This is a genomic window from Rossellomorea vietnamensis, from assembly GCF_025398035.1.
In the GTDB taxonomy this organism is placed as follows: Bacteria; Bacillota; Bacilli; order Bacillales; family Bacillaceae_B; genus Rossellomorea; species Rossellomorea vietnamensis_B.
In genome coordinates this window covers 2,216,376-2,240,885 of the sequence record NZ_CP104558.1, presented here as the reverse complement: position 1 = coordinate 2,240,885, position 24,510 = coordinate 2,216,376, and the positions used below count along the sequence as shown (strand labels likewise).

17 protein-coding genes and 2 other annotated features are annotated in these 24,510 nt (G+C 48.6%); of the genes, 10 read left to right on the top strand and 7 right to left on the bottom strand.

The annotated features are described in order from the left end of the window. The first annotated feature begins 135 nt into the window (after positions 1-135). The 7 genes from N5C46_RS11640 to N5C46_RS11610 all read left to right on the top strand — a co-directional run bounded on the left by N5C46_RS11640 (position 136) and on the right by N5C46_RS11610 (position 8,048). Positions 136-1,584, top strand: coding sequence for a carbon starvation CstA family protein (locus N5C46_RS11640; RefSeq protein ID WP_261752231.1), 1,449 nt, complete (start codon positions 136-138; stop codon positions 1,582-1,584). A 325-nt stretch (positions 1,585-1,909) separates the two neighbouring features. Next, positions 1,910-2,110 (top strand): hypothetical protein, encoded by a 201-nt coding sequence (locus tag N5C46_RS11635; protein WP_034761269.1) that lies wholly within the window; start codon positions 1,910-1,912, stop codon positions 2,108-2,110. Positions 2,111-2,213: 103 nt separating this feature from the next. Continuing rightward, positions 2,214-2,464: a binding site (T-box leader), on the top strand. A 59-nt stretch (positions 2,465-2,523) separates the two neighbouring features. Next, entirely contained in the window at positions 2,524-3,747 is a 1,224-nt protein-coding gene (locus N5C46_RS11630) for an MFS transporter (protein ID WP_261752230.1), read from the top strand. A gap of 27 nt (positions 3,748-3,774) precedes the next feature. Beyond that, on the top strand, positions 3,775-4,800 hold the full coding sequence (locus N5C46_RS11625) for a hypothetical protein (RefSeq protein WP_261752229.1): 1,026 nt from the start codon (positions 3,775-3,777) through the stop codon (positions 4,798-4,800). Between the two features lie 46 nt (positions 4,801-4,846). After that, positions 4,847-5,052, top strand: a binding site (T-box leader). Positions 5,053-5,170: 118 nt separating this feature from the next. Further along, positions 5,171-6,601, top strand: a complete 1,431-nt coding sequence (gene proS / locus N5C46_RS11620) for a proline--tRNA ligase (protein ID WP_261752228.1) — start codon at positions 5,171-5,173, stop codon at positions 6,599-6,601. 107 nt (positions 6,602-6,708) lie between these two features. Beyond that, positions 6,709-6,882 (top strand): hypothetical protein, encoded by a 174-nt coding sequence (locus N5C46_RS11615; protein ID WP_156030071.1) that lies wholly within the window; start codon positions 6,709-6,711, stop codon positions 6,880-6,882. A 608-nt stretch (positions 6,883-7,490) separates the two neighbouring features. Beyond that, a complete protein-coding gene (locus N5C46_RS11610) occupies positions 7,491-8,048 on the top strand; it encodes a GNAT family N-acetyltransferase (protein WP_261752227.1) in 558 nt (185 codons plus the stop codon). A 35-nt stretch (positions 8,049-8,083) separates the two neighbouring features. Here the strand turns inward: N5C46_RS11610 and N5C46_RS11605 are convergent, their stop codons facing one another. After that, the gene (locus tag N5C46_RS11605; RefSeq protein WP_261752226.1) at positions 8,084-9,769 is read right to left on the bottom strand and encodes a DUF3159 domain-containing protein; all 1,686 of its coding nucleotides are present in this window, start codon (positions 9,767-9,769) and stop codon (positions 8,084-8,086) included. Between the two features lie 142 nt (positions 9,770-9,911). Here N5C46_RS11605 and N5C46_RS11600 point away from each other — a divergent pair, with 142 nt between their 5' ends. Then, positions 9,912-10,937 (top strand): LacI family DNA-binding transcriptional regulator, encoded by a 1,026-nt coding sequence (locus tag N5C46_RS11600; RefSeq protein ID WP_261752224.1) that lies wholly within the window; start codon positions 9,912-9,914, stop codon positions 10,935-10,937. A 135-nt stretch (positions 10,938-11,072) separates the two neighbouring features. Continuing rightward, complete coding sequence (locus N5C46_RS11595; RefSeq protein ID WP_261752223.1) at positions 11,073-14,030, top strand: carbohydrate binding domain-containing protein; 2,958 nt, start codon at positions 11,073-11,075, stop codon at positions 14,028-14,030. 171 nt (positions 14,031-14,201) lie between these two features. Here N5C46_RS11595 and N5C46_RS11590 read toward each other — a convergent pair whose 3' ends face one another. From N5C46_RS11590 to N5C46_RS11565, 6 genes are all read right to left on the bottom strand, one after another. Then, complete coding sequence (locus tag N5C46_RS11590; protein WP_261752222.1) at positions 14,202-15,782, bottom strand: FMN-binding glutamate synthase family protein; 1,581 nt, start codon at positions 15,780-15,782, stop codon at positions 14,202-14,204. Positions 15,783-15,833: 51 nt separating this feature from the next. After that, on the bottom strand, positions 15,834-17,555 hold the full coding sequence (locus N5C46_RS11585; protein ID WP_261752221.1) for a pyruvate oxidase: 1,722 nt from the start codon (positions 17,553-17,555) through the stop codon (positions 15,834-15,836). A gap of 149 nt (positions 17,556-17,704) precedes the next feature. Beyond that, on the bottom strand, positions 17,705-18,502 hold the full coding sequence (locus N5C46_RS11580; RefSeq protein ID WP_261752220.1) for an endonuclease/exonuclease/phosphatase family protein: 798 nt from the start codon (positions 18,500-18,502) through the stop codon (positions 17,705-17,707). A gap of 3 nt (positions 18,503-18,505) precedes the next feature. Beyond that, positions 18,506-20,140 carry a PTS transporter subunit IIBC gene (locus N5C46_RS11575; protein ID WP_261752219.1) on the bottom strand — a complete coding sequence of 545 codons (1,635 nt, stop codon included), beginning with the start codon at positions 20,138-20,140 and terminating at the stop codon, positions 18,506-18,508. Positions 20,141-20,560: 420 nt separating this feature from the next. Then, positions 20,561-22,477 carry a heavy metal translocating P-type ATPase gene (locus tag N5C46_RS11570; protein WP_272501235.1) on the bottom strand — a complete coding sequence of 639 codons (1,917 nt, stop codon included), beginning with the start codon at positions 22,475-22,477 and terminating at the stop codon, positions 20,561-20,563. Positions 22,478-22,689: 212 nt separating this feature from the next. Beyond that, positions 22,690-23,874, bottom strand: a complete 1,185-nt coding sequence (locus tag N5C46_RS11565) for an MFS transporter (RefSeq protein ID WP_261752217.1) — start codon at positions 23,872-23,874, stop codon at positions 22,690-22,692. Between the two features lie 130 nt (positions 23,875-24,004). Here N5C46_RS11565 and N5C46_RS11560 point away from each other — a divergent pair, with 130 nt between their 5' ends. Next, a complete protein-coding gene (locus N5C46_RS11560) occupies positions 24,005-24,388 on the top strand; it encodes an OsmC family protein (RefSeq protein ID WP_261752216.1) in 384 nt (127 codons plus the stop codon). Positions 24,389-24,510: the final 122 nt, after the last annotated feature.

The following is a 24,510-nucleotide window of genomic DNA, read 5'->3' as shown; positions in this document are numbered from 1 at the left end:
CCACCATGCACAATAATCCCCTCCCAGAACATCTCAACCCCAATTTTCGACATCTTAAACAGAATGTGACGAAAATGTGAATATGGTTGCTATAATGAAAGCGTATTCATAACTGAACGAAAGGGGATCATATTCATGGTCACATTCCTGGTCTCGATTGTTGTCTTAATTATTGGTTACTTCACATATGGAAAATTGATTGAAAAGATTTTTGGAGTGAATGAAAGTCGTTCCACCCCTGCTTATGCAAAAGCGGATGGAGTGGATTATGTTCCGATGAAAACTGGTAAGAACTCCATGATCCAGCTGTTGAATATCGCTGGTGTCGGCCCGATCTTCGGTCCGATCATGGGAGCTTTATACGGACCGGTTGCTTTCCTTTGGATTGTACTTGGGGCGATTTTCGCCGGAGCGGTTCATGATTACCTGACGGGGATGATTTCAATCCGTAACGGAGGGGCTCATTTACCGGAGCTTGCAGGACGTTTCCTTGGTAAAACGATGAAGCATGTGGTTAACGCATTCTCGATTCTGTTACTTGTATTGGTAGGGACGGTGTTCGTTACGGCACCTGCAGCCCTGATTGCGAATCTGACTCCGGCATGGATTTCACTTGGTGTCATCATTGCAGCGATCTTCATTTACTATATTGTCGCAACGCTACTGCCAATTGATAAAATCATCGGTAAAGTGTATCCGCTGTTCGGGGCACTGCTTCTGATCAGTGCGGTAGGTATCGGAGCAGGATTGGTCATTACGGGAGCAGATATTCCTGAGGTTTCCCTAACAAATATGCATCCTGATTCAGTCGCTATCTTTCCTTTATTATTCCTGACGATTTCGTGTGGGGCCCTTTCAGGCTTCCACGCAACACAGTCACCGATCATCTCAAGAACGACTCAAAACGAGAAGAACGGACGCAAGATTTTCTACGGCATGATGATTTTAGAAGCGATCATCGCGATGATCTGGGCAGCAGCTGCCATGAGCCTGTTCGAGCCTGGTGAACTGAATGCGATCTTGAAAGACGGAGGACCTGCTGCAGTCGTGAGCGAAGTGTCTGTTCTGATGCTTGGTTCCATCGGCGGAACCCTTGCCATCCTTGGAGTCATCGTTCTTCCGATCACTTCCGGTGATACATCATTCCGGAGTGCACGTATGATCATTGCCGATTACATCAAGGTCGGACAAGTGAAAATGTCCAGTCGCCTTTGGATTGCCGTTCCACTGTTCGTGATTTCAGTCGTATTGACACGCATGGACTTCAATCTCTTATGGAGATACTTCTCATGGGCAAACCAATCGACGGCGATGATTGCTCTTTGGGTAGGCGCCATGTACCTGGCCTTGCAAAAGAAACCACACTGGGTCGCAACGATCCCGGCCATCTTTATGACGATGGTGACGTTCACGTATATCCTGAACGCTCCGATCGGATTCGGGCTTTCCATGGGCACAGCCTATATGGGAGCTGCCGTCATAACGATTGTGTCAATCCTTGCCTTTATCTACACATTAAGAAAGCGCTTAAACGATGGTACTGTCATACAGGTCGACGAAGACGTGCCGCAGCCAGCAGCGTAAATGGAGAGTTTTCCGGTTATTACCGGGAAACTCTTTTCTTTTTTTGTACAAAATAATAAGGATTCACAAACTATGTCTTAGGAGTGATTCAGCATGACAAAGAAAACGAAAAAAGACGGCGGTACAAAGCAAAACGGGAAACACACACCGAAACAAAAAACATCCGGTTCTGCAAACGGACAGAATGGATACCACTAGAAACCATTAAGCCAATCCTTCAGGGGGTTGGCTATTTTATTTGTCAGGCAGATGTCTTTATTCGGGTGGATGTATTATAATGGAGGTAGTTTCAAAAATTTAGTAGTCTCAAAAAGGAGATCCCATTATGTCGAATACTAATGATCAACAAATACAGCCAGAAAAGAAAAAAATCAGCCTTCAGGAAGCGATGAAGCAACAGCTTGCAAAGAAGAAAGAAGCACAGGCAGGCGGCAAGCAGGCAACAGGCGGTCTTGCATCCAACCAACGCATGCAAAGTCAGCAAACGAAGAAACCAAGCAATACCCGCCGGAAGATGGGTAGCTAATTGGGGAGAGGAGCGCTCTTGTGGAGTGCTCTTTTTTTGAAGCTGATTATGTGATTTTCATTTACTTTCCATCCCAACCATGCTACCATAGTAAAAATTTCAAAAAAATGCCATGAAGAGAAGAGTAGATATCAAGACTTCTTTAAAGAGAGCTCCGGCAGCTGAAAAGGGGCAGGAAGGACGATATTGAACCAAGACTCTGAGCAGCGCATCGGAACCGGAAGCGGGGATGGTGTGACGGGAGCTCCCGTTACGGAGCTAGGGTATACGCCGAAGGGCCGTACCCGAAAAGGCCGGTATGGTGACATGCTGGTGAACTGGGGTGGCACCGCGATATAGAATCTCGCCCCCAAGACCAACGTCTTGGGGGTGGGATTTTTTTGTTTTACACAAATCGCGGGGAGGAATAGTGGATGAAAAAGTGGAAGGATCCTTTGTTGCTTTTATCGGGTATCGGGATTTCGAGTATCGGGGGTTGGATTTATCTGATTGCCCTGAATTTGATTGTATTGGATGAGTGGGGATCGCCTGTGGCGGTGGTGATGTTGTATGTGTTGAAGCCACTTGCGGCGCTAATCACGAACGGTTGGGCGGGGAGTTTGATTGACCGGGTCAATAAGCGGAATCTGATGGCGGCCCTGGACTTTTTCAGAGCGGTTTTAATCGCGATGCTGCCTTTCGTTTCAGCGGAGTGGTGGATGTACGCCGTTGTGCTTTTCATCAACATGGGGAGTGCCGTCTTTTATCCGGCGTCGATGGCGTATATCACGACCTTGATTCCGAGTGGGAACAGGCAGCGGTTTAATGCTCTTCGGGGGCTGATCGGGTCAGGGGCGTTTCTGATCGGACCCGGGGTGGCCGGTCTGATGTTCTTGATGGGGACGCCGACTTTTGCCCTTTATATAAATGCCCTGGCCCTCTTGTTATCGGGAGTGATCACTCTCTTTTTGCCGAAGCTTGCGGATGGGGATCCGGCTCACATAAGCGGTATCAACTGGGAGATGGTCAAGGGTGATTGGCGAGTCGTATGGGGGTTCAGCAAGAAAGCTTCGTATGTGATGATCCTGTACGTATTGTTCACCTGCATGCTCGTCATGACCGCGGTGATTGATTCCCTTGAAGCCGCTTTTTCTAAAGATGTGCTGCATCTCTCTAATAGCACCTACGGATATCTGGTGAGCATTGCAGGGGGAGGATTTGTACTGGGATCTCTCCTGAATGCGGCGTTTTCTCATAAGTTTCATCATATGCACCTCATGGGTGTCGGCTCTGTCATCGTCTCTATTGGATATATCGTGTATGCATTTTCACACGGGTTCTTGACGATTGCGATTGGATTCGCTCTTTTATCCTTTGCCCTGGCCTTTGCAACAACAGGGTTCGAGACGTTTTATCAAGAACATATCCCCGTTGAAATCATGGGTCGGGTAGGGAGCCTGTATGGATTGCTTGAAGGGGTCCTTGTCATCTTGCTGACGGTTCTGATCGGACTGGGGGCAGAGGTGGTGTCGATTCGGGCTGCCGTCGCTGGAGGTTCGATCGTCATGCTTGGGGTCACCCTGGTTCTATGGGGAGCAATGAGGAAGAATTCTTGGAAAAAACAGTTAAATTATAATTCAGAATGTTATAATAAATAAAAACGCACTCATGAAGGAGGTTCGCGGATGAAGATGACGGTGGATCAATATTGGGATAAATGGGAAGAGCTGATGAGTCGGGAAGAAGCGAGCTTTGAGAAATGGGATGGGTTGGAGGATCTGTTGTTCATCGCCCAAAAAGAAGGGGATCTTTATAAGGAATTCTGCTGTCGGTTCGGAATCATGAGGACCGTCAACTATCTTGGGGAGTATGAGGAATTATTCGATCATTTCGAGTGGTGCAACGGTTTCTTTTTAGATAATGAAGAGAACTTGGAGGATTGGGTGGAAAGCTTCCTCTGGATCTATAAATGGATGGCGGAGCATTTGGTAAAGATGCCGGGCATTGAGATGGAGCTCCTGGATGCTTTTTTCAATGACTTCGAGGAAGCGTATGACCGCTACGGATACAGTCTGCGCCCTTATTATCAGCATCAGCATAAACGAGCTTTGAAGACTGGGGAAGCAGAGGACGCTCACGCCTATTATCATGAATGGCTCGCCGCAGAGCGGGATTCCCTGGCGGATTGTGAAGCGTGTGAATATCAGACACAGCTTGAGTATTTCTATTTTACCGGGGAAAAGGAGAAGGCGGCTCCCATCGAGAAGCTGTTATTATCCAAAGAAGTGTGCTGCGGGGAAATTCCGCATCTTACGTACAGTAAGCTCCTCCTTCCTTATTATGAGGACGGACGGGTGGAGCAAGCCGTACGTTACCAATCCGAGGGATACTTTTTCATTTACGATAAACCCCACTTTCTCATTGAGGCATCCGAGCATATCCGGTTTCTTGCTTTAACGGAACCTCTCAGGGGCATCAAGGTATTGGAGCGCCACATCGAGTATGCCGACAGCGGGAAAGACCCGTATGGGATGTTCTATTTTTATATGAGCGCAATCGTTCTCCACCGGAAGCTCCTGGAAGCGGGGCATCGCCCGGGATTTGCGGTGGATGTGATGAGTGAAGTGGCCGAGGAGATTGCGGGGGATTTTGATGCAAGGAATGGGAATGATTTCTTTGAGCGGGAGATGGAGAGATTCTATTCCCTCTAACAGATATTGACACTCCCATGGAATCTCTATATAATCATCTAAAATAACTGAAACATTGAAGAGGACCAGTAAAGGGATCTTGTCTTTTAAAGAGAGGGAGCGGTTTGGTGAAAAGCTCTCATGGATGAACCTTTGAACCTGCCTCCCAGTTCTGTATCGAATGAAGATATCAGCGGTCCGAAACCGTTATCATGGAATGAGTGTAAAGCTTTGCTTTGAATCAGGGTGGTACCGCCAGAAATGGTCCCTGATGAGAAGCAGGGCTTTTTTTGTTACCGTCGGGCGGTTCGTTTATATATGTGGGATTTCGCTGAAAAAATGAAAATTCCGCTGATAAAACCAATCCAACTAAAAAATGAGGTGCTCTCAAATGGCTAAAGAATTTGTAAAAGATGTAACGGGCATGGATGAAGACTTTGCCCAGTGGTACACCGATGTCGTGACGAAGGCGGAGCTGATCGACTACTCCAGCGTCCGGGGCTCGATGATCATCAGACCGTACGGATATGCAATCTGGGAAAACATCAAGGATGCCCTTGATGCGAAAATCAAGGAAACCGGGCATGAAAATGTGTATATGCCCCTTTTCATACCGGAAAGCCTGCTGCAAAAAGAGAAGGATCATATCGAAGGATTCGCTCCGGAAGTCGCATGGGTGACCCATGGCGGTGATGAGGAGTTAGCGGAACGGCTATGCGTGCGTCCGACGTCAGAAGTGTTATTCGGTGAGCATTACAAAAATATCATCCATTCCTACCGGGATCTGCCGAAGCTCTACAACCAGTGGGCGAATGTGGTCCGCTGGGAAAAGACGACCCGTCCGTTCCTCCGAACGCTTGAGTTCCTGTGGCAGGAAGGCCATACGTGCCACGAGACCGATCAGGATGCCCATGATGAAACGGTTAAGATGCTCGAAGTGTACGCAGAGCTTTGTGAAGAGATGCTGGCGATTCCTGTCATCAAAGGTCAAAAAACAGAGAAAGAGAAATTTGCCGGTGCGAAATATACGTACACGATCGAGAGTCTGATGCATGACGGGAAAGCGTTGCAATCAGGAACGTCTCACCATCTCGGGGATGGATTTGCAAAATCATTCGGCATCCAGTTCACGGACCGTGACGGCAAGCTTCAATATGTACAGCAAACATCATGGGGACTCACCACACGCATCATCGGGGCCATGATCATGGTACACGGGGACGACCGGGGACTTGTCGTGCCGCCACGGATTGCTCCGACCCAGCTGATGATTGTGCCGATTGCCCAGCATAAAGAAGGTGTCCTTGATTTTGCCTATAATCTGAAGACGCAGCTTGCGGGTGTCGCCCGCGTAGGGATTGACGCCAGTGACAAAAAGCCGGGCTGGAAGTTCAATGAATATGAAATGAAGGGGATCCCACTCCGCCTGGAAGTCGGTCCACGGGATATCGAGAACGGGCAGGTGATTCTGGCGAGACGTGATACCGGGGAGAAAATCACGGTGACGATGGAAGAGCTGGAAGGGAAAGTCGCCGCGCTTCTCGTAGACATCCAGAGCAATCTATTGGAAAAAGCGAGAGAACACCGCGAAGATAAAACGACGATCGCCAAAACGTTTGAAGAGTTCAAAACGACAGTGAATGAAAAAGGTGGGTTCATCAAAGCGATGTGGTGCGGAGATCGTGCCTGTGAAGATAAAATCAAGGAAGAAACAAGTGCCACATCACGATGCATGCCGTTTGAACAGGAGCAGGTGTCCGATACGTGCGTGTGCTGTGAAAAGGATGCCAAACAGTTGGTCTACTGGGCGAAGGCGTATTGAGTTCCACCTGACAGGGGACTTTCGCACCTTTCCGGACTTTTTCTGACTAAAGTCTTCTTTTTTCTATGTTTACTTAATAAATATAGGTAAAGGAGGCGTCGATTAATATGGATGTGGGACTCATCGTCATTTTTTTCATGGTATTCGTGGTAATCAGCCTATGGATCGTGCATTCCAAGCTCAACCGGATCACCGAGCATGTTCAGCAGCTTGATGAGGAGTATTTATCCGATGAGGAAATCGAGAAGGAATTAGAGGAAGAATGGAATAATGAGAAATAACGAAGAAGGCGTTTCTCCGTAGAGAGGCGCCTTCCGTTTTTATAAAAAGGCTCTTTTCGCATACTTTGTTGTTAAGGAAGCGAGTGGTGGTTGATTTCCGCTGCAGGTGCTCGCTTTCCGCGGGGCGTGAGTTGAGCCTCCTCGGGCTTTGCCCTGTGGGGTCTCAACTTTCCCGCTATTCCCGCCGGAGTCGAGCACCTTCCGCTCCAATCAACTTTACGGGGATAAAGGACTAATCTACTAGCATACACGTCGAAAAAACACCTTTTCACAGTGTGGAGTGACCAATTGTAGCTGATAGTAAGATGCAAATTCATTCATTATTCTCTACTCAGCTCTGTCACGGTATCTCTTCAAGATGGTGATGGGAACGGCGTAGACTCCTGCGGAAAAACGGGCGTGCCGAGACCCCGGAAGCGAAAGCTGAGGAGGCTTGGCCGTTCGTCCGCCGGAAAGCGAAGCCGTTCCCATCACCATCTATCGCACTCACACATAGACAGAGCCTTGGAGTTCCTATGTAAGAAAACAACAATTCTGAGAAAAGAACTACCAATCTACTTAGGTGGTTGGTACTATTAACGTAATACATATAAAGGAGGGCGCAGAGGATGAAGCATAAGGACTTAACGATCGAAACAGCACGGTTGGTGATCAGGCCCTTCGTGAATCAGGATTATGAAAACTGGTTGAGGGAACATCTGAACAGGCTCCCGTCACAGCATAAATATGATGTCGGCTATCAGGATATGAGCGAGTGCACGGAGTTCTGGTTCAGGGAGATGCTTGAAAAGCATGACGAAATGATCGAGGGGGATCAGGTGTATATCCTCGGGATCTTCCTGAAAGAAAATGGCGCCAACATCGGGACGATCGATTTCTCGACGCTGATGCGGTACAACTTTAACTGGGGAAGGGCGGGCTATACGGTGCATAATCGTTACTGGAACCGTGGTTACGGGAAGGAAGCGATGAAGGCAGCCCTTCAGCTCGCATTTGTGAAATTGAATTTTCACCGCATCGAAGCTCATATCAATCTGGATAATACGCCTTCCATCCGTCTTGCGGAAGCCGTGGGCATGGAGTATGAGTGCACACGAAAAGGGTTCATTTATGAGTTTGGGGAGTGGACGGATAATCTGGTGTATTATGTGAATGCGGGAGAATAGAAAAAGGCCGGAATCAGCTGATTCCGGCCTTTCGTTTATGGTTGTAATCCTTCGATCGTCATCTCTTTTACAGGGAGGAAGGCTTCTCCTGTATCCATATACGTGACGTTGACCTTATCATTTTCCTTCAAGTAGATGGCAAGTAAGCTGTTTTCGGAAGAAACGATATAATTTTTTCCGTTATCCAAGAGGAAGGAAACGACGGTGTAGTCCCCGGATTTTTCTTTGTAGACCCGGACGACCGTACCATTTGCTTGCTTCTCCTCGGCTTTCGAGCTGCCGTCGACGCTTCCGCCGCCGCGTTGCAGGGCGGTTTTATAAGCTTTCAATGCCTGATTTGGAGTGTTCGCATAAGCTGAGATTTCAGGGTTGGCGGCTGATACGATGAAGTAGTTCTGTAAGAAACCATTCGCATCAAGGACCGGAGTCAGCCAGCTTGCTTCACCGTAGAAGTTATAGAGCACAGGCATTTCGCCGTCCCATTTCTTCTCGATGAATTTCTTCTGGATGATCTGCAGGGCACCTTGTGAATCCATGTACGATTCTTCAAGATTTCCTGTGTAGAATGTCGCTTCACCCGTTCTTGAATTGGTCAGGGAGTACCCCAGCATGGAATCGACGCCTTCTTTTGGCGATGTGAAATCGGTGAAGTAGTACATGTCACCATTTTCGTCAAAAATAGGGCTCACGTTCGCTTCCGTTCCTTCATCAGATGGCAGTTTCACATCCGATTTACCGAAGCGGCTGTTCCAGAAACCTTTCACATAGTTACCGAAATAGCTGTTCTGAAGGCTGACCGTTTCAGGAGAAACCGCGCCGTCGATGAACGCCGGTACATCTTTGATTGCATAGGACTTCGTTTTACCGTTCTCGGGGTCGACCATGACGATTCCTTTTACATCGAAACCGTTACGGGCAGAGATGAAGTTTCCGTACGTCTGGATATAGAACGGTTTACCATCATCATCGATTTCAAGCTGGACGTCCCCGTTGAAGATTTCCTTCGGATAGTTCAAGCGGATATGACGCTCCACTTTTTTATTGAAGTACGAAGAAGGTGTGTACACCATTTCTTCTTTGATGAATTTAGGGTTGGCGTTTGAATCCGTGGCACTCAGCTTGAAGTAACCGGGTGTCGAATCCCCTTTGAACCATTTAAAGAAGCCGGAGAATTCGACAGGTGCGATGTAGACATACTCACCGTCCACCTTCTGGATCTGCAGGTTGCCGAGCTCATAATAGCTTGTATTCGGAACCTGGCCGAACGCTTTCTTCATTTTGTTACGGGCGAATTGTGGAGGGACGCTTGCAGGCGTTTCCTTTTCGTCAAAAGCCTCGATCTCTGTTTTGACATCCATTTTCGCCGATTCGAATTTTTCATCGGCATTGAAGACGAACGCTGTCAGGAAGTAGGCACCGACGAAGATGCTCGCCAGGAACAGAATTCCTTTTATCATCCGTTCTTTCCCTGTGGCAAATGCTGCCCCGAAACCGGAGGCGATGATCAGGAGGATCCATATGCTCGTGAAATTCTGATCGAGATTCGATAGATAATAGAATAGGAATACCACAACGGTCGTGATGAGTAATGTGGCTCCAAATAGTGCAGGGAAGGATGGATATCCCTCTTTTTTATGTTGTTTTTTCATGACGGCCATCGGTACGAGCAATAAGGCCATGACCAAACCGACAATCAATGAAAATAGTAAGATGTTTCCCATAGTGTTCCCCTTTCAAGGTTGTGATTCTGTTTATAGTGTATATACGGATGAGGGGGCGGGGAGGTTTCATTTGTTTTTGCCGCATACCCAACCCACTCATCATCCGTTATAATAGGAAGAAGTAACCACTCAGGAGGAAAGTATGGATATATTTGATATAGCGAAGCTAGCCGGGGTGTCGAGGAAAACGGTGCAGCGGGTGTTGAATGATTCGCCCCAGGTACGGACCGAAACCCGGGAGCGGATCTTGAAGATCATGGAGGAGCATCAGTATCAACCGAATGTGTCAGCGCGGAGACTGGTGAAGAAGAAGACCCATACGATCGGGCTGTTCATCATTCAGGACCCTGGTAAGGATCGGATCTATTCCGACGATCTTTTTTACAGCGTGGTGATCGGGGCGGTGATCAATGCCTGTTCTCTTCGGGGGTATAAGGTGCTCGTGACGATGGCGGAGGTGGATAATCCGTCTCCCGTGTTGAAGCTTTACCGGGAAAAAAGCATCGATGCAGGAATCATCATCAGCTGGAGCAGCGTCCAGTCGATCGTCGATGAAATCCTTTCCGCCAACTTTTTGGTCGGGGTTTTCGATCAGAACAACTTGACCCATCGTACTTCTTCCATCCCCATGCCTGTATTGGAAAATGAAGCGAGTGCCATGGAGGCGACCCGTCACCTGCTTCAGCTTGGGCATGAAGAAATCGGCATCATTACGGGGGACCAAGATAATCCTGCAGCGGTGGAGCGACTAAATGGCTACCAAAAGGCATTGAAAGAAGCAGGGATCAGAGTGAAGCCGGAGTACATCTATACGGGCAGGTTTGTGGAAGAGTCGGGAAGGGACGCCGTCCATCATTGGATCCGGCAGGGGGATCTTCCTTCCGCTATTTTCTGCTCCAATGATCATATCGCTTTCGGGGCCCTCAAGGCATTGAAGGAAGCGGGCCGGGATGTACCAAGGGACGTTTCACTCATCGGTTTTGATAATATTTTGCTGACAGAATACACATCGCCTGCCCTTTCGACCATGAACGTTCCGAGAGTGGAGATGGCGGTAGCGTTAGTGGAGGAGCTGATACAAAGGGTTGAAGGGGAGCCATATGAAACGATGAGTCCTTTTCAAGCTACTTTGGTGATCAGGAATTCTTGCTTAGAGAAAAAAGCCTGATTCCCTTAGGGGCGGGCTTTTTCTATTGAAAGGGAAATCATTATGGTAGAAAAATGTTGTCAAACGATCGTGGTGGTTTTATAGTTATATACAAATGTCCCACGTGAGACATAAATGAAAACAGGAGGAGTTCACATGTTAAAAAAAGCAGTCACTTCGTTTACCGCTGCATGTCTCATCATGACTCTGCCACCCGCGAACATAGGTAGTGCCGCCCCACAAAAAGACAAACCTTTTCACCTCAAAGATTCAACCTTAAAAGATAGAACGATAGAAGGCGACCTCGTGATCACACCGGCTGCCGGAAAGGATATCACCCTTGAAAACGTGACGGTAGAAGGGAAGACGCTGATCAAGGGAGATGCACCCGATACACTTCAATTGACAGATTCCGAGTTGAAGAGCCTTTCAGTTAAAGGACCTGGTCATTTGTCGACGATCACGGTTTCCGGGGATTCGGTCGTTGAACAAACCTTCCTCGAAGGAAATGTGTTATTGGAAGAAAACGAGATTACGTCCGAAGGATTTCAAGACGTTACGGTCTCGGCATCAAATGTGAAAACGAAAAACGCCGATTTGAAAGGTGAATTCGATACAGTTTCCACGACAGGGAAAAAAGGAGAAGCAGAACTGGAGCTTGACGGCATTGCCGATCGGTTAGAATTGAACACGCTTTCAAATGTCTCCCTTACGCCTGATGGGATGGTGAAGGAGCTCCTCGTTTCGAAAGCAGGGAAAGGGTCGGCCATCGATGGAGAAGGTTCCATCGAAAAAGCCACGCTGGAAGGCGCCATCGTTTGGAATGGAAAAGAAACAAGTGAAGCCTCTTCTATTGTCACGCCATGGACCCTTGTGTGGAATGATGAATTCAATGAGGATGAGATCGATCGCGACAAGTGGACGTTCGATATCGGCAACGGATATACCGATGCGAACGGTACCTTCATTTCAGGATGGGGAAATAATGAAAAGCAATACTACACGGACCGTCCTGAAAATGCGAGGACTGAAGACGGGAAGCTTCTGATTACGGCTAAAAAAGAAAACTATCAAGGATACGGCTATACGTCCTCCCGTTTAAAGACGAAGGGCCTGTTTTCCAAGACGTATGGAAAATTTGAGATGAAGGCCTCCCTTCCGGTTGGAAAGGGATATTGGCCGGCTTTCTGGATGCTTCCGGAAGATGACCGGTATGGCGGATGGGCTGCTTCCGGTGAGATTGATATTTTAGAAGCACAGGGCAGCAATCCGGGTGAAGCAATCGGGACGCTTCATTACGGGGAATCGTGGCCGAATAATAAATACACCGGTGATCACTATAGCTTTGAAGATGGATCGACGATTGCCGACGAGCATGTGTACTCCGTTGAATGGGAGCCGGGGGAAATCCGCTGGTATGTGGATGGGAAACTCCGCCAGACCCAGAACAATTGGTACAGCAAAGGGACCGGCAACGCTGCCAACTTCACGTACCCTGCGCCGTTTGATCAATCTTTCCATATGCTGTTGAATCTTGCGATAGGCGGAAACTTCGACGGTGAACCGACGGAAGAGACGATGTTCCCTCAATCCATGGATGTGGATTATGTACGTGTGTATGACTTGACGGGAAGACCGTATCAAACGCCGGAACTGCCGGAATTTGAACAAGCTCCATTGCCTGACGATGCGAAGCAGCCACTCGAAGACGGAAATCTCATGTACAATACCGGATTTGATGGGGAATGGGAAGACGTTGACGGGATTCCGGGAGTGGAAAATACGGATTACTGGTACTTCTTGACCGTCCCTGACTTCGGCGGGAAAGCCAATGTCTCCCTTGATCAGATCGAGGGAAGGAATTTTGCCAAAGTGGATGTGGAAGAACCGGGAAGCCAGCCTTATTCCGTTCAGCTCATCCAGGACGTATCACTCGGGAAGGGCCGTTACTACCGGGTATCCTTCGATGCAAAATCGACGGGATCACGGAAGGTCAATGTAAAAGTCGGCGGGGGTGAAGCCAGGGGATACAGTGCCTATTCAAACAGTGAATCTTTTTCACTGAAAGATGGGGTGGAATCCTATGAAATGGTCTTCCAGATGACCGAAGAAAATGATTTGGCAGCCCGTGTGGAATTTAATCTCGGATTGTCCAAGCTCCCTGTTTGGCTCGGAAATATCCGGGTGGAGGAGATCCCGCCTGTCGAAGTGGATCCGGATGCTACCAAACCTGAACTGCCGACGGGGAACCTTATATACAATGGGACGTTCGACCAGGGATTCCCTGACCGCCTTCTTTATTGGCATCTGCTAGGTTCCGGGAATGCGTTGGGAGTGGACCCTGACGAGCGGTTATTCTCAGCCAAGCCTTCCAGCGAAACGGAAGAAGCCGGGCTGGTGCAAAAAGGCATCCAGCTTAAGGGGTTGAATGAATATGAATTGACGTTCGACGGAGTGGCAGAAAGTCGTCGTGATATACAGATCGAGATGAGAAGCAAGGATGGGGAAGAGGTGTACGCAACGGAAACGATCCCTCTCACCGCTGATTGGGAGAAGCATGACATGACGTTCACGATGCCGGATGTGACGGATTTGGAGTCACATCTGGTGATTGATCTGGGTGGCAGTACCCATGAAGTGAAGATCGATAACCTTTCGTTAAAGAAGAAAACGGGACCTCCGGGTGCAAATGTCATCCAGAACGGATCGTTTGATTCTGATTTAGAATACTGGGCGAATTACATCCATTTCGATGCTTCTGCCGGTATCTCTTCTGAAGACGGACAGGCAAAGATCTCGATCGGAAGCGAAGGGAACGAAACATGGAGTGTACAGCTTTTCCAAGAAGGACTGAAGCTTAAGCCGGGAGTGGAATACACCCTTTCCTTCGATGCGAGTTCGACGGTCGACCGGACGATGGAAGTGACGATTGAAAATGCTGCGTATACACGCTATTTATCAGAAGTCGCTCAGTTGGGTGGAGAGATGACGCATTATGAGTATACGTTTACGCCACCTGTGGGCGAGGACACGAGCCTTAAGTTCCTGATTGGAAAGAGCGGTTCGTCGATTGGTGCTCATGATGTAGTGATTGATAATGTGGAATTGAAGTAGGAGTGTGGGGCACGGCGTCTTGTTTTGCGGCGCTGTGTTTTTTTTGTGGATGAAGTTGACTGAGCGCTCGGTCTGGGAGGGGGCGGGTTTTGTCGGCAATGAAGAACGGTCAATATCCAATCCCTTCACCTCCAAAAAAAAGAAGCAGCCGACATCAGCTGCTTCTTTCCATTATGACAATGCCTTTTCCGGTTTGATTGGATGCAATCGTCCGTCTTCATCCCGGAATACGATGTGCTCACGCCCGAATTTTGTCGGTGTATCGATCCCTGCGGCAGCGGCCAGGTTGTACAGGCCTTCGCGGAGGGAGATGATGTAGTTGCAGACGCGAAATGACTTTTCTTCGACGATCAATGCCCGCTGCAGCTTCTTGTCGGTGGTGGCAACGCCGACGGGACAGTTGTTCGTGTGGCATACTTGAGCCTGGATGCAGCCTACGGAGAACATCAGTCCACGGGCGATGTTGACAAAGTCTGCACCTAGGGCGAGTGCAAAGGCAATCTTGTCGGGTGTTAACAATTTTCCGGAAGCGAAGATTTTCACTTTGTCCCGGACGCCGTGTTTCACCAGGGTGTCGTGAAGGAAGGGAAGGGCGGATTTGATCGGGACTCCGGCAGAAGCCGCCAGTTCCTGATACGATGCACCTGTTCCTCCTTCTCCCCCGTCCACGGTGATGAAGTCGGGATGTTTTCCTGACGTGGCCATATAGGAAGCGAGGCTTTCGATATCATCCGTGTTCCCGACGACCAGTTTGATTCCGACGGGTTTGCCGCCGACTTCCCTGAGCTGTTCGATGAAATCCAGCATCTGTTCATTGTTGCTGAATTCCTTGAACCGGTTCGGACTGTCGATGGATTTCCATGGTTCCACGTTTCGGATGTTGGCGATCTCTTGTGTCACTTTTTTCCCGTCAACATGTCCGCCGCGGGTCTTGGCGCCTTGGGCGAGTTTCAATTCGAATGCCTTCACTTCCTTGAGGTCACTCTTTTTCTTGAATTCTTCCCATGAAAATTTGCCGTCCTTCGTTCTGACGCCGAATAAGCCAGGGCCGATCTGGCAGATGATGTCGACTCCGCCTTTCAGATGATGCTTGGATAATCCGCCTTCCCCGGTGTTCATCCATGAACCGGACGCAAGGTTTAACCCGGTCGATAGAGCCGTGATGGCCTGCTCTCCGAGGGAGCCGTAGCTCATGGCGGATTGACCGATGAGTCCTTTCACTGTAAAGGGATATCGGCAGGTGTGTTGCCCGATGACCTGGGCATCTTCGTCTTTCAGGAGAAAGGGATCGGCTTCAGTTTCTTCACGGTGTTCCCTTCGGCTGAGAAGATTGTCTTTATCAAGTTTGTAGACTTTGGTTTTGACTTTTTGTGAGTTGTCGATGCGGAGTTCGTCCCGTTGGACAGGGAAAAGGGTGTTTCGTATGTAATAGCCTTCCTTTTCGAAGTCCCGCTCGGATCCAAAGCCGAGCATCCGGGATTTGTATTTACCCGCCATGACGGTATTCGTGTATTCAAGTCTCGAGAAGGGTTTTCCTTCGTTGTCATTATGAAAGAGGTATTGTCTCAGTTCAGGCCCGATTTTCTCGAGGATGTACCTCATTTTTCCGAGAACCGGAAAGTTCCTCAATACCGCATGCTCCTTTTGTTTTTCATCGGTCATCCATAAATAAAGAATAAGGGCAGCAGGGATAAGCAGTGCGAGTACGATGATGATAAGGAGAATCCACTGAATGATGGATATGCTGTTCATATTCATTCCTCCATTAGGGAAAAGGAGCCCTTTTACAGGCCCACTTCTTTGTTAAAATAGTCGTTTCATGGCCTTGCGTAACGGTGGCATCTCGGCTTCATGCTTCTTGAAGAATTTCTTCATGACATGCTTTGAATAACCGGCTGCCTGTTCGAAGTTGATCTTACCGGGTAGGGGTGGCTGATCTTCGATGACACAATCGATGATGACCGGCTTATTGGATTTCGCTGCCATTTCAAAGGCAGGCTGAAGATCCTCATGTTTGATGACACGATAGCCTTCCCCTCCGCATGCTTTGGCGAACTGGGCGAAATCGATGTCCTGAAGATCCGTTTCATATTCCAGGTGGCCGATGGATTCCTGTTCATACTTGATCATGCCGATTTTACTGTTGTTCATGACGACGACGATGATCGGCAGCTTGTATTTGACGGCCGTGACGAAATCATGCATCACCATGGTGAACCCGCCGTCTCCGCATACGGCGATCGACTGGCGCTCAGGCTCTGCCAGGCCGCTTGCGATCGCCCCGGGAAGACCGCATCCCATGGTCGCCATCCAGCTGGAAATAATCATTTTCTGGTTGGTCATCTTGAAGTGTCTGGCGGTCCAGACGGTCACATTGCCGACATCGACGGACAGGATCGCATCGTCGTCTGCAATCTTCTGCAGGGCCGCAATGACTTGAGGAGCCTTCATGGGCATCGTCGCTTCAACTTCGTCTTTTTCAACATGCTTCCACCAGTTATTCATATTGTTCTGGCATTCTTCCAAAAAGGATCGGTCCTCTTTGACGGGAAGCTGTTGATTCCATCGTTTCAACACAAGGTTCGAATCTCCGACGATCCCGACGCTAACGGGGTATCTCTTACCGATTTGTGCCGGATCCGCATCGATCTGAACGGCGGGAGTATCATCGGGAAGGAAATCACGATAAGGGAACGACGTACCGATCATGATGAGAAGATCTGCTTCCTCCATGGCTTCATATGCAGGTTTCGTCCCGATTTGACCGAGCTGACCGAGATTATGGGGATGCTTGTCAGGAAATATTCCTTTAGCCGGAAGGGTAAAGATGACCGGAGCCGCGATTTTATCGGCGAAAGCCTCAAGTTCACGGGCGGCATGCCTGGATCCCGTTCCTGCAAGGATGACCGGACGCTGTGCCCTATGTACATATTCCATTCCGGTTTTCACATCTTGTTCAAGGGGAGCGGCGATGGTCGCAGCCGGGATACTGGATGTATCTTTTATGGAGTCCTTGATTTTTTGCCCGGGGATGTCGTCGGGGATGATCAGAACGGATACCCCTTTTTTTGCATAAGCGGTCCTGATGGCCTGATTCATGAGATCGGGAAGTGATTCAGGTGATGAGACCCGTTCACAGTAAACGGAAACATCAGCAAACACCCGGTCCAGATGAACTTCCTGAAAGGAATCCATGCCAAGCTCCGCAGTCGCGACCTGTCCGGCCAAAACCAATACGGGTGCTCCGTCGGCTTTAGCGTCATACAAACCATTTAACAGGTGGATGGCACCGGGTCCGCCAATGGATAAACATACCCCGATGTTCCCCGTGAGTTTGGCATACGACGAGGCGGCGAGTGCCCCGACTTCCTCATGTCTGACCTGGATGAACTCAATTTCCTCTTTTTCACTTCGCAGTACGTCGACAAAGTGATTGATGGAATCACCGGGAAGACCGAATACATGCTTGATCTTCCATTGTTCCATGATGTCGGCAGCTGCCTGCCCTGCGAGTTTATGTCCCATAGTTGTACCTCCTTTTAGTGGATAGTGATTTTTTACCACTGATGGGGATTTATTAAACGTGGGGGAAGAGGGTGGTTGCGGAATTTGTCGAGAGATGTAGAAAGGTCGATGTTTTTCCACGAACGCAAAAAAAAGCAACCGATCCACGATCAGTTGCTTTCTCCTAACACCACTTCGACTCCGAAATGGTCCGATACGACAGGTTTATTACCATCGTTAAAGATGACCCGGGATGAAGCTACATCTATTTTTTCACTGGAGAGGATAAGGTCGAGCCGCAAATCGACTGTATTCTCATCCCAACCGGCAATGTTTCCCCGGACGGTGATGCCGCTGTCCCGTTCAACGGCTACCCCGAATGTATCCAGTAGTCCTTTGGAAAGGAGATAATCGTATCCTTCATCACGAACCAGGGCATTGTTATTGAAATCGCCCATCAGGAAGAAGGGTGATTCCGGGGTGACCTGTTCCATTAAGGAGTCTACCTGGTACTTGAATGGTTCTTCTTCGTCCGTCCACCAGCCGAGGTGGCAGGAGTAGAAGGTAAGGGGCTTTCCATGATAAGAAATGGTGGCCCCTACGATCTTACGGGTTTTCCAATAGGATTGATCATGGCTTTTCGAGATGAAGAAGCGATGTTCCTCCACGATGGGGTGCTTCGTTAAAATGGCGACGCCTTCTTCGTAGACATCGTAGCCGATATGAGCGAAGTCCCAGACGAGTGTGTAATCTGTCACGCCTCTCTTCTCCAGTTCCCCAAGGAGGACAAGGGCGAAATTGTCTTTTTTGACCAGGCCATGGACGATTTCGCTTTCGATCAGCTGACTGACTTCCTGAAGGGCGATGACATCGTAGGATTTCTCCTCGATGTCATCGGCTAGAATCGAGATTTTCCCCAGCTGGTTGTCTTCCTGCCAGGAGTGACAATTCAGCGTCAGTAATTTCATGACTTACGCTCCCAGCAGGTCTTGAATGTCTGACTTGATGACGTCTGCTTTCGGACCGTAAATGGCCTGGACGCCTTTATCTTTCAGGATGAGGCCGAGTGCCCCGTTTTTCTTCCATTCCTGTTCCGTGCCGACAAGGCTTGTGTCTTTTACCGTTACACGAAGACGGGTCATGCAGGCATCGACGTCCACGATGTTTTCTTTACCGCCAAGCATGGCAACGACTTTCGGAGCGATGGAATCGGCACTGACCGTACCTCCGCCTGTTGAAGCTTCATCTTCAATATAGTTACCATTACGACCCGGTGTCGGGAAGTTGAACTTTTTGATCAGGAAGTTGGCAACGGCAAAGTTCAAACCAAAGAATACCAGGCAGGCAATGACAAAGTTTACAAGATCTACCCACAGACCAGCTTTGATGATCATCGGTACACGGGTGAGAAGCTCGATGGACCCGAATGAGTGAACGCGGATGTGAACGATATCCACAATCGCGAATGCAAGTCCCGTCATGATCGCGTAAACCACATAGAGAAGCGGGGCAGCGAACATGAACATGAATTCGATCGGCTCGGTTACACCTGTCAGGAATACAGCTAAACCAGCTGAGAAGAACATGGATTTGTATTTCTTCTTCTTATCTTTATCCACATTGCGGTACATGGCGTACGCAATCCCGATCAGGGCAGCTGTGGATAAAATCATTTGACCGACTTTGAAACGTGCCGGTGTCACATCGTTTAACAATTGTTTGTAGCTTGCCGTGTCTCCTGCTGCCAGGAAGTTGTTCAAGTCAGCGATCCAGGCAAGCCATAATGGATCTTGACCGGCAACCGTGGATCCTGCACTTGAACCCGTAAGGATTGTGTAAGTCCCGCCAAGTTCCGTGTAGTTGATCGGAACCGTCAGCATATGATGCAGACCGAATGGCAATAACAGACGCTCCAATGCACCGAATACGAAAGGTGCAATGATCGGCGCAGTGTTACGTGATGTGGCGATCCACTGACCGAAGTCATTCAGTAAACCTTGAATGAACGGCCATACAACCGACATGATGACGGCGATGATGACCGATCCGACGATGACGACAAATGGTACGAAACGTTTGCCATTAAAGAAGGAAAGGGCATCAGGCAATTTGCTGTAGTTGTAATACTTGTTGAAAAGATTCGCTCCAAGGAAACCGGAAATGATTCCGACGAATACACCCATATTAAGGGCAGGTGCACCAAGTACCGATGTGAAATAATCTGAAACGACCAACGTTTGTCCGAATAGGGAAGAGACCGTTGCTTCGGGATCACCGAGCATATCCCCACTCACTCCGAAGATCGCTCCTGTGATCCGGTTAATCAGGATGAAGGCAATCAGGGCAGCGAATGCTCCGCCTGCACGTTCTTTCGCCCATGAACCCCCGATGGCTACGGCGAACAAGATGTGAAGATTCGTGATGACTCCCCATCCGATATCTTCCATTACTCTTGCAATCGTTTGCACTAATGTGATGTCTCCACCCATCATGGCAATCAATTTACCGAGGGAAATCATGATCCCTGCAGCTGGCATGACGGCCACGACCACAAGCAATGCTTTCCCGAACTTCTGCCAAAAATCAAATGACAATAAATTCTTCATAAACCCGTTTCCTCCTTTAATATCAATCTATTGAACTATATTTCTTACATTGGATGACATGTGTGCGTTTACATTTCAGCTTAAAATGAAATGCTTGTCGCTGTGTCTTCATGGTATAGTGCTATGTACATGAAAATGGTTGCACAATAGATGCAACCGTTTGCACTAGCTAAACACATTTTATGATATCCCTTTCAAGAAAGCAATAACAAAATAGTATTTTAATAAAATATTAATAGTGAGAGGGACGGACCTTGGTAGGAAGAGGGTTGGAGGCGGGATCGGGGAAGTGATAGATAGTTGTTTAGTAATGGGTGGGAGGTTGTGGATAATACTCCATGGTTACGGAGGTTATTCACATGTGGATAAAAGCAGGAGTTTTCATACAAAAAAGAGCACCCTACTGGATGCTCTCCATCATTATTTCAATAAACGTAATCCATTTAAAATAACCAATATCGTACTTCCTTCATGTCCGATGACTCCATAGGGGAGGTCGAGGATCTGCAGGAAGTTGGAGGCGATCAACAGCATGATGACCGCGATGGAGAAAACGACGTTTTGTTGGACGATGCGCTTCATTTTTTTCGATAGTTTAATGGCTTCGGCAATCCTTGTCAGATCGTTTTTCATCAAGACGACATCGGCTGTCTCCAAGGCAACGTCGGTTCCTTCTCCCATGGCGATTCCGACGTTGGCCGTTGCGAGAGCCGGTGCGTCATTGATTCCGTCCCCGACCATACCGACTGTACCGAATTGATCCTTCAACTTTTTCAGTTCGTCTACTTTCGTTTCCGGCAGGCATTCGGCAATGAAGGAAGCGACGCCCGCTTCTTCTGCGATGGCACGGGCTGTTTTTTCATTGTCCCCTGTCAGCATGATGGTCTGGACGCCTTCTTTTTCCAGAAGCTTCAGTGCTTCGATGGTTTCATTCCGGACGACGTCTTTCAGGGCGATCAATGCGACGATTTCATTTTCTTTTGCCACAAATACGGTCGTCTTTCCTTCAGAGGCGATTCTTCCGTATGCTCCGTTCATAAACTGTTCTGCCAACCGTTTATCCACAAAGTCGGCTTTCCCGATTTTCCATTCGGACCCGTCCACAAGAGCTTTGACTCCCCATCCGGATACATCTTCCAGTGAATCTGGCTGGAATAGTTGTACGTTGAACTCGCGGGTTGCGTGACCGACGATGGCCTGGGCGAGTGGATGGTTCGACTGATTCTCTATGGAAGCGACTGCGCTTAATACGTCACGTTCATTCATATCATCACGAATCAGGATATCCGTCACGACGGGTTTCCCTTTTGTCAAGGTCCCTGTTTTATCAAAGGCAATCGCCTTGATGTTACTCAAGTTCTCCAGGTGGGCGCCGCCTTTGAAAAGGATCCCGTGGCGGGCACCGTTAGAGATCGCCGAAAGACTGGCCGGCATGATGGCTGCGACCAGGGCACACGGGGATGCGACCACTAGGAGGACCATGGCACGGTAGAATGTTTCCGTCCAGCTCCATCCGAGGATGAAGTGAGGGAGGAACATCATCAGGAACACGACGGCGAGGACGATTTTTACATAGGTCCCTTCGAAGCGTTCGATGAACTGCTGTGAAGGCGATTTTTCGCTTTGCGCCGATTGAACCAGGTCAATGATTTTTTGGAAAAGGGTTTCGCTGCTTGGTTTGGTCATTTCAACCGTGATGGCACCGTTGATGTTGACCGTTCCCGCGAACACTTCATCTCTTTGACCTTTTGTGACAGGGACGGCTTCACCGGAAATCGCTGCTTCATCGATGGACGTTGTTCCTTTTACGACCACACCGTCCGTCGGTACCCGTTCACCCGGTTTGATCAGGATGTGATCGCCGATTTCGAGGCTAGAAACATTGACTTTCTTTTCGCCTGAACCTGTGACAAGCCATGCTTCTTCCGGTTGAAGCTGCATGAGGGCGGAGATTTCCTTCTGACTTTTGTTCATCGTATAGGTTTCAAGGGCTCCGCTGACGGCGAAGATGAAGATCAGGATCGCCCCTTCCGTCCAGTACCCGATGATGGCAGATCCGACAGCGGCAAAGATCATCAGCATTTCAACATTCAATTCTTTGTTTTCGATGGTTTCTTCGATTCCTTCTTTCGCTTTCGCAAAACCGCCGATGGCAAAAGCAAGGAGGTAGAAGATGATGCTCATGCTTGAGTCATCATTTGATGTCAGCCATCCAAGTAGTATGAACACACCGCTGATGAGGGCAGCGATCAATTCGGCGTGAGGCTTAATTTTTTCAATGAAGTGCATATTATCTTTCGGTGACCCCATGGATAGTGCTTTGGATTGTGAGCTCATAGGTATTCCTCCTTTTAGTAAATGAAAATGGGGGATTCTCATTGAGAATAATAATCAACGTCATTACCCCTATAAAACGACGAAAGCTGCCACCAGTGAAAGGTGACAGCAAAACGGCACGTGCTCTTAGCTGAAAATATATGAAGTTTGTAATTTGTAATGATTATAATCTAATCCTACCACATGTATATGAGGATGGGAAGGATTTTGTGCTAGTTATTCTGGGTTATTTCTCCACGCCGATTTTGAAGGGAAAAGACAAGGAGACTCACAAAAATCATCAGCATCATGCAGGCGATCAAATAGAAGAAGCTTGATCCTTTGAACCAGTCGATGGTGATACCGCCGATGAATGGCCCGATCATGCTTCCGAAGCTGAAGAAGATCCCGCACATGATGTTTCCGGCAGGAAGTAATTCCTTTGGCAGGAGGTCCGTCATGTAACTGATGCCGAGTGAAAAAGTCGAACCGACAGCCATACCGGCTAACGTGAAGCAAATAAACAGTCCGACCGTGGACTCAGAAACGATTCCAGCAGCCGAGAAACAGAGGAAGCCGATCATCATGACGATGAGGAGGACATTCTGTCTGCCGTATTTGTCGCTCAGGATGCCAAGGGGCACCTGTGAGATGATGCTACCCACTGCAAACGCAGGGAGGAGGATGGCGACGGCTTCGATGGAAAGACCGTTTCGCAGGGCGAAAACAGGGAAGTTCCCATTTAATGAAGCTTCCAGGAAGCCATATCCGAGAGGCGGCAGCAAGGCGATCCATGCATATTGAAGGACCTTTCCGAAACGGTGGAATGATCCGAGAAACGAGGCGCTGCCGATGTTCTGCTCTTCGGGAAATTCATTTTGCAAGCGAAACACGAACATCCATACCGTCAGGCTTAATAAGGAAGAAATGATGAACGGTAAGGCTTGATGGATCGTGATGAGCTGCGTCATCATCGGTCCGACGGCGAATCCGATCCCAAAGGATACCCCGTAAATGGAAATGTTGCGTCCCCGGTGTTCTTTCGGCGAAAACGACGTGATCCATGTCTGGGTCGCGAAGTGGAGCATGTGATCCCCGATCCCGATGAGAAGGCGAAGGGCGAACCAGAACCAGAAGGATTTCCAGACCGGGAACAGTAAGAGCGAGACGGCGACGACGATCCCGCCGATGATGATCATCGGTTTATAGCCGATTTTCTGCAGTGGTCGTTCCATTAATGGCGAGGCGAGCAGGATTCCGATATAGAGGGCCGTTGCGTTCAACCCGTTCAGGGAGGAGGAAAGTCCATCCTGTTCGAAAATGATGGCGATGAGGGGAAGGAGCATTCCCTGTGAGAAACCGGAAATGGCGACGATCCCGACAAGTACCCTGAAACGGAAGGCTAATGTTTGATTCATTTTGTCAAAACTCCCAATCGTAGTAAATATCTTCTTTGATGGTACCCTCAATTTCAATGTTTGGCAATACGGTGGGAATAGAGTAAAATCAAAACATCTACTAGCATATTAGGGAAGGAATGATGAAAAAATGGAATATAACATGCAAGAAGGCGGATTTTACAGTGATTTAGGGTTTGGGAAGCTGGAGGTATCGGGTAACGAAGAGTATGGTTTCCGACCATTTCAATTATTAGTGTCATCAGTTGCCGTATGCAGCGGTGGCGTACTGCGCAAAGTACTGGAAAAAATGCGCATCCAATTTGATGACATCCACATCAAAGCCGACGTCACCCGCAACGAAGACGAAGCCAACCGCGTCGAAGCCATTTCCCTCCACTTTACGATCCGAGGGACGGACCTTGATGAAGCTAAGATCGAGAAAGCCATGACGCTCACACGCAAGAACTGCTCCATGGTGCAATCCGTGCAGGACAGCATCAAGATTGAAGAAACGTTCGAGTTGGTTGGGTAAAGAACGGTGAGGGACGGACCTCAGAAATTTTTGCTTTGGTTGAGGTCCGTCCCTAAAAGTGAAGTGCGTAATGAGAAGAGGGACGGACCTCTAACTGGAAAGAACGCCGTGCATGCGTCTGA

Bases quoted from the DNA above. Each gene is read 5' to 3' on its own strand.
- N5C46_RS11570 (WP_272501235.1), bottom strand. From the start codon at position 22,477: ATGAGCTCACAATCCAAAGCACTATCCATGGGGTCACCGAAAGATAAT.
- N5C46_RS11595 (WP_261752223.1), top strand. From the start codon at position 11,073: ATGTTAAAAAAAGCAGTCACTTCGTTTACCGCTGCATGTCTCATCATG.
- N5C46_RS11560 (WP_261752216.1), top strand. From the start codon at position 24,005: ATGGAATATAACATGCAAGAAGGCGGATTTTACAGTGATTTAGGGTTT.
- N5C46_RS11580 (WP_261752220.1), bottom strand. From the start codon at position 18,502: ATGAAATTACTGACGCTGAATTGTCACTCCTGGCAGGAAGACAACCAG.
- N5C46_RS11565 (WP_261752217.1), bottom strand. From the start codon at position 23,874: ATGAATCAAACATTAGCCTTCCGTTTCAGGGTACTTGTCGGGATCGTC.
- N5C46_RS11640 (WP_261752231.1), top strand. From the start codon at position 136: ATGGTCACATTCCTGGTCTCGATTGTTGTCTTAATTATTGGTTACTTC.
- N5C46_RS11610 (WP_261752227.1), top strand. From the start codon at position 7,491: ATGAAGCATAAGGACTTAACGATCGAAACAGCACGGTTGGTGATCAGG.
- N5C46_RS11615 (WP_156030071.1), top strand. From the start codon at position 6,709: ATGGATGTGGGACTCATCGTCATTTTTTTCATGGTATTCGTGGTAATC.
- N5C46_RS11575 (WP_261752219.1), bottom strand. From the start codon at position 20,140: ATGAAGAATTTATTGTCATTTGATTTTTGGCAGAAGTTCGGGAAAGCA.
- proS (WP_261752228.1), top strand. From the start codon at position 5,171: ATGGCTAAAGAATTTGTAAAAGATGTAACGGGCATGGATGAAGACTTT.
- N5C46_RS11630 (WP_261752230.1), top strand. From the start codon at position 2,524: ATGAAAAAGTGGAAGGATCCTTTGTTGCTTTTATCGGGTATCGGGATT.
- N5C46_RS11605 (WP_261752226.1), bottom strand. From the start codon at position 9,769: ATGGGAAACATCTTACTATTTTCATTGATTGTCGGTTTGGTCATGGCC.
- N5C46_RS11600 (WP_261752224.1), top strand. From the start codon at position 9,912: ATGGATATATTTGATATAGCGAAGCTAGCCGGGGTGTCGAGGAAAACG.
- N5C46_RS11585 (WP_261752221.1), bottom strand. From the start codon at position 17,555: ATGGGACATAAACTCGCAGGGCAGGCAGCTGCCGACATCATGGAACAA.
- N5C46_RS11590 (WP_261752222.1), bottom strand. From the start codon at position 15,782: ATGAACAGCATATCCATCATTCAGTGGATTCTCCTTATCATCATCGTA.
- N5C46_RS11635 (WP_034761269.1), top strand. From the start codon at position 1,910: ATGTCGAATACTAATGATCAACAAATACAGCCAGAAAAGAAAAAAATC.
- N5C46_RS11625 (WP_261752229.1), top strand. From the start codon at position 3,775: ATGAAGATGACGGTGGATCAATATTGGGATAAATGGGAAGAGCTGATG.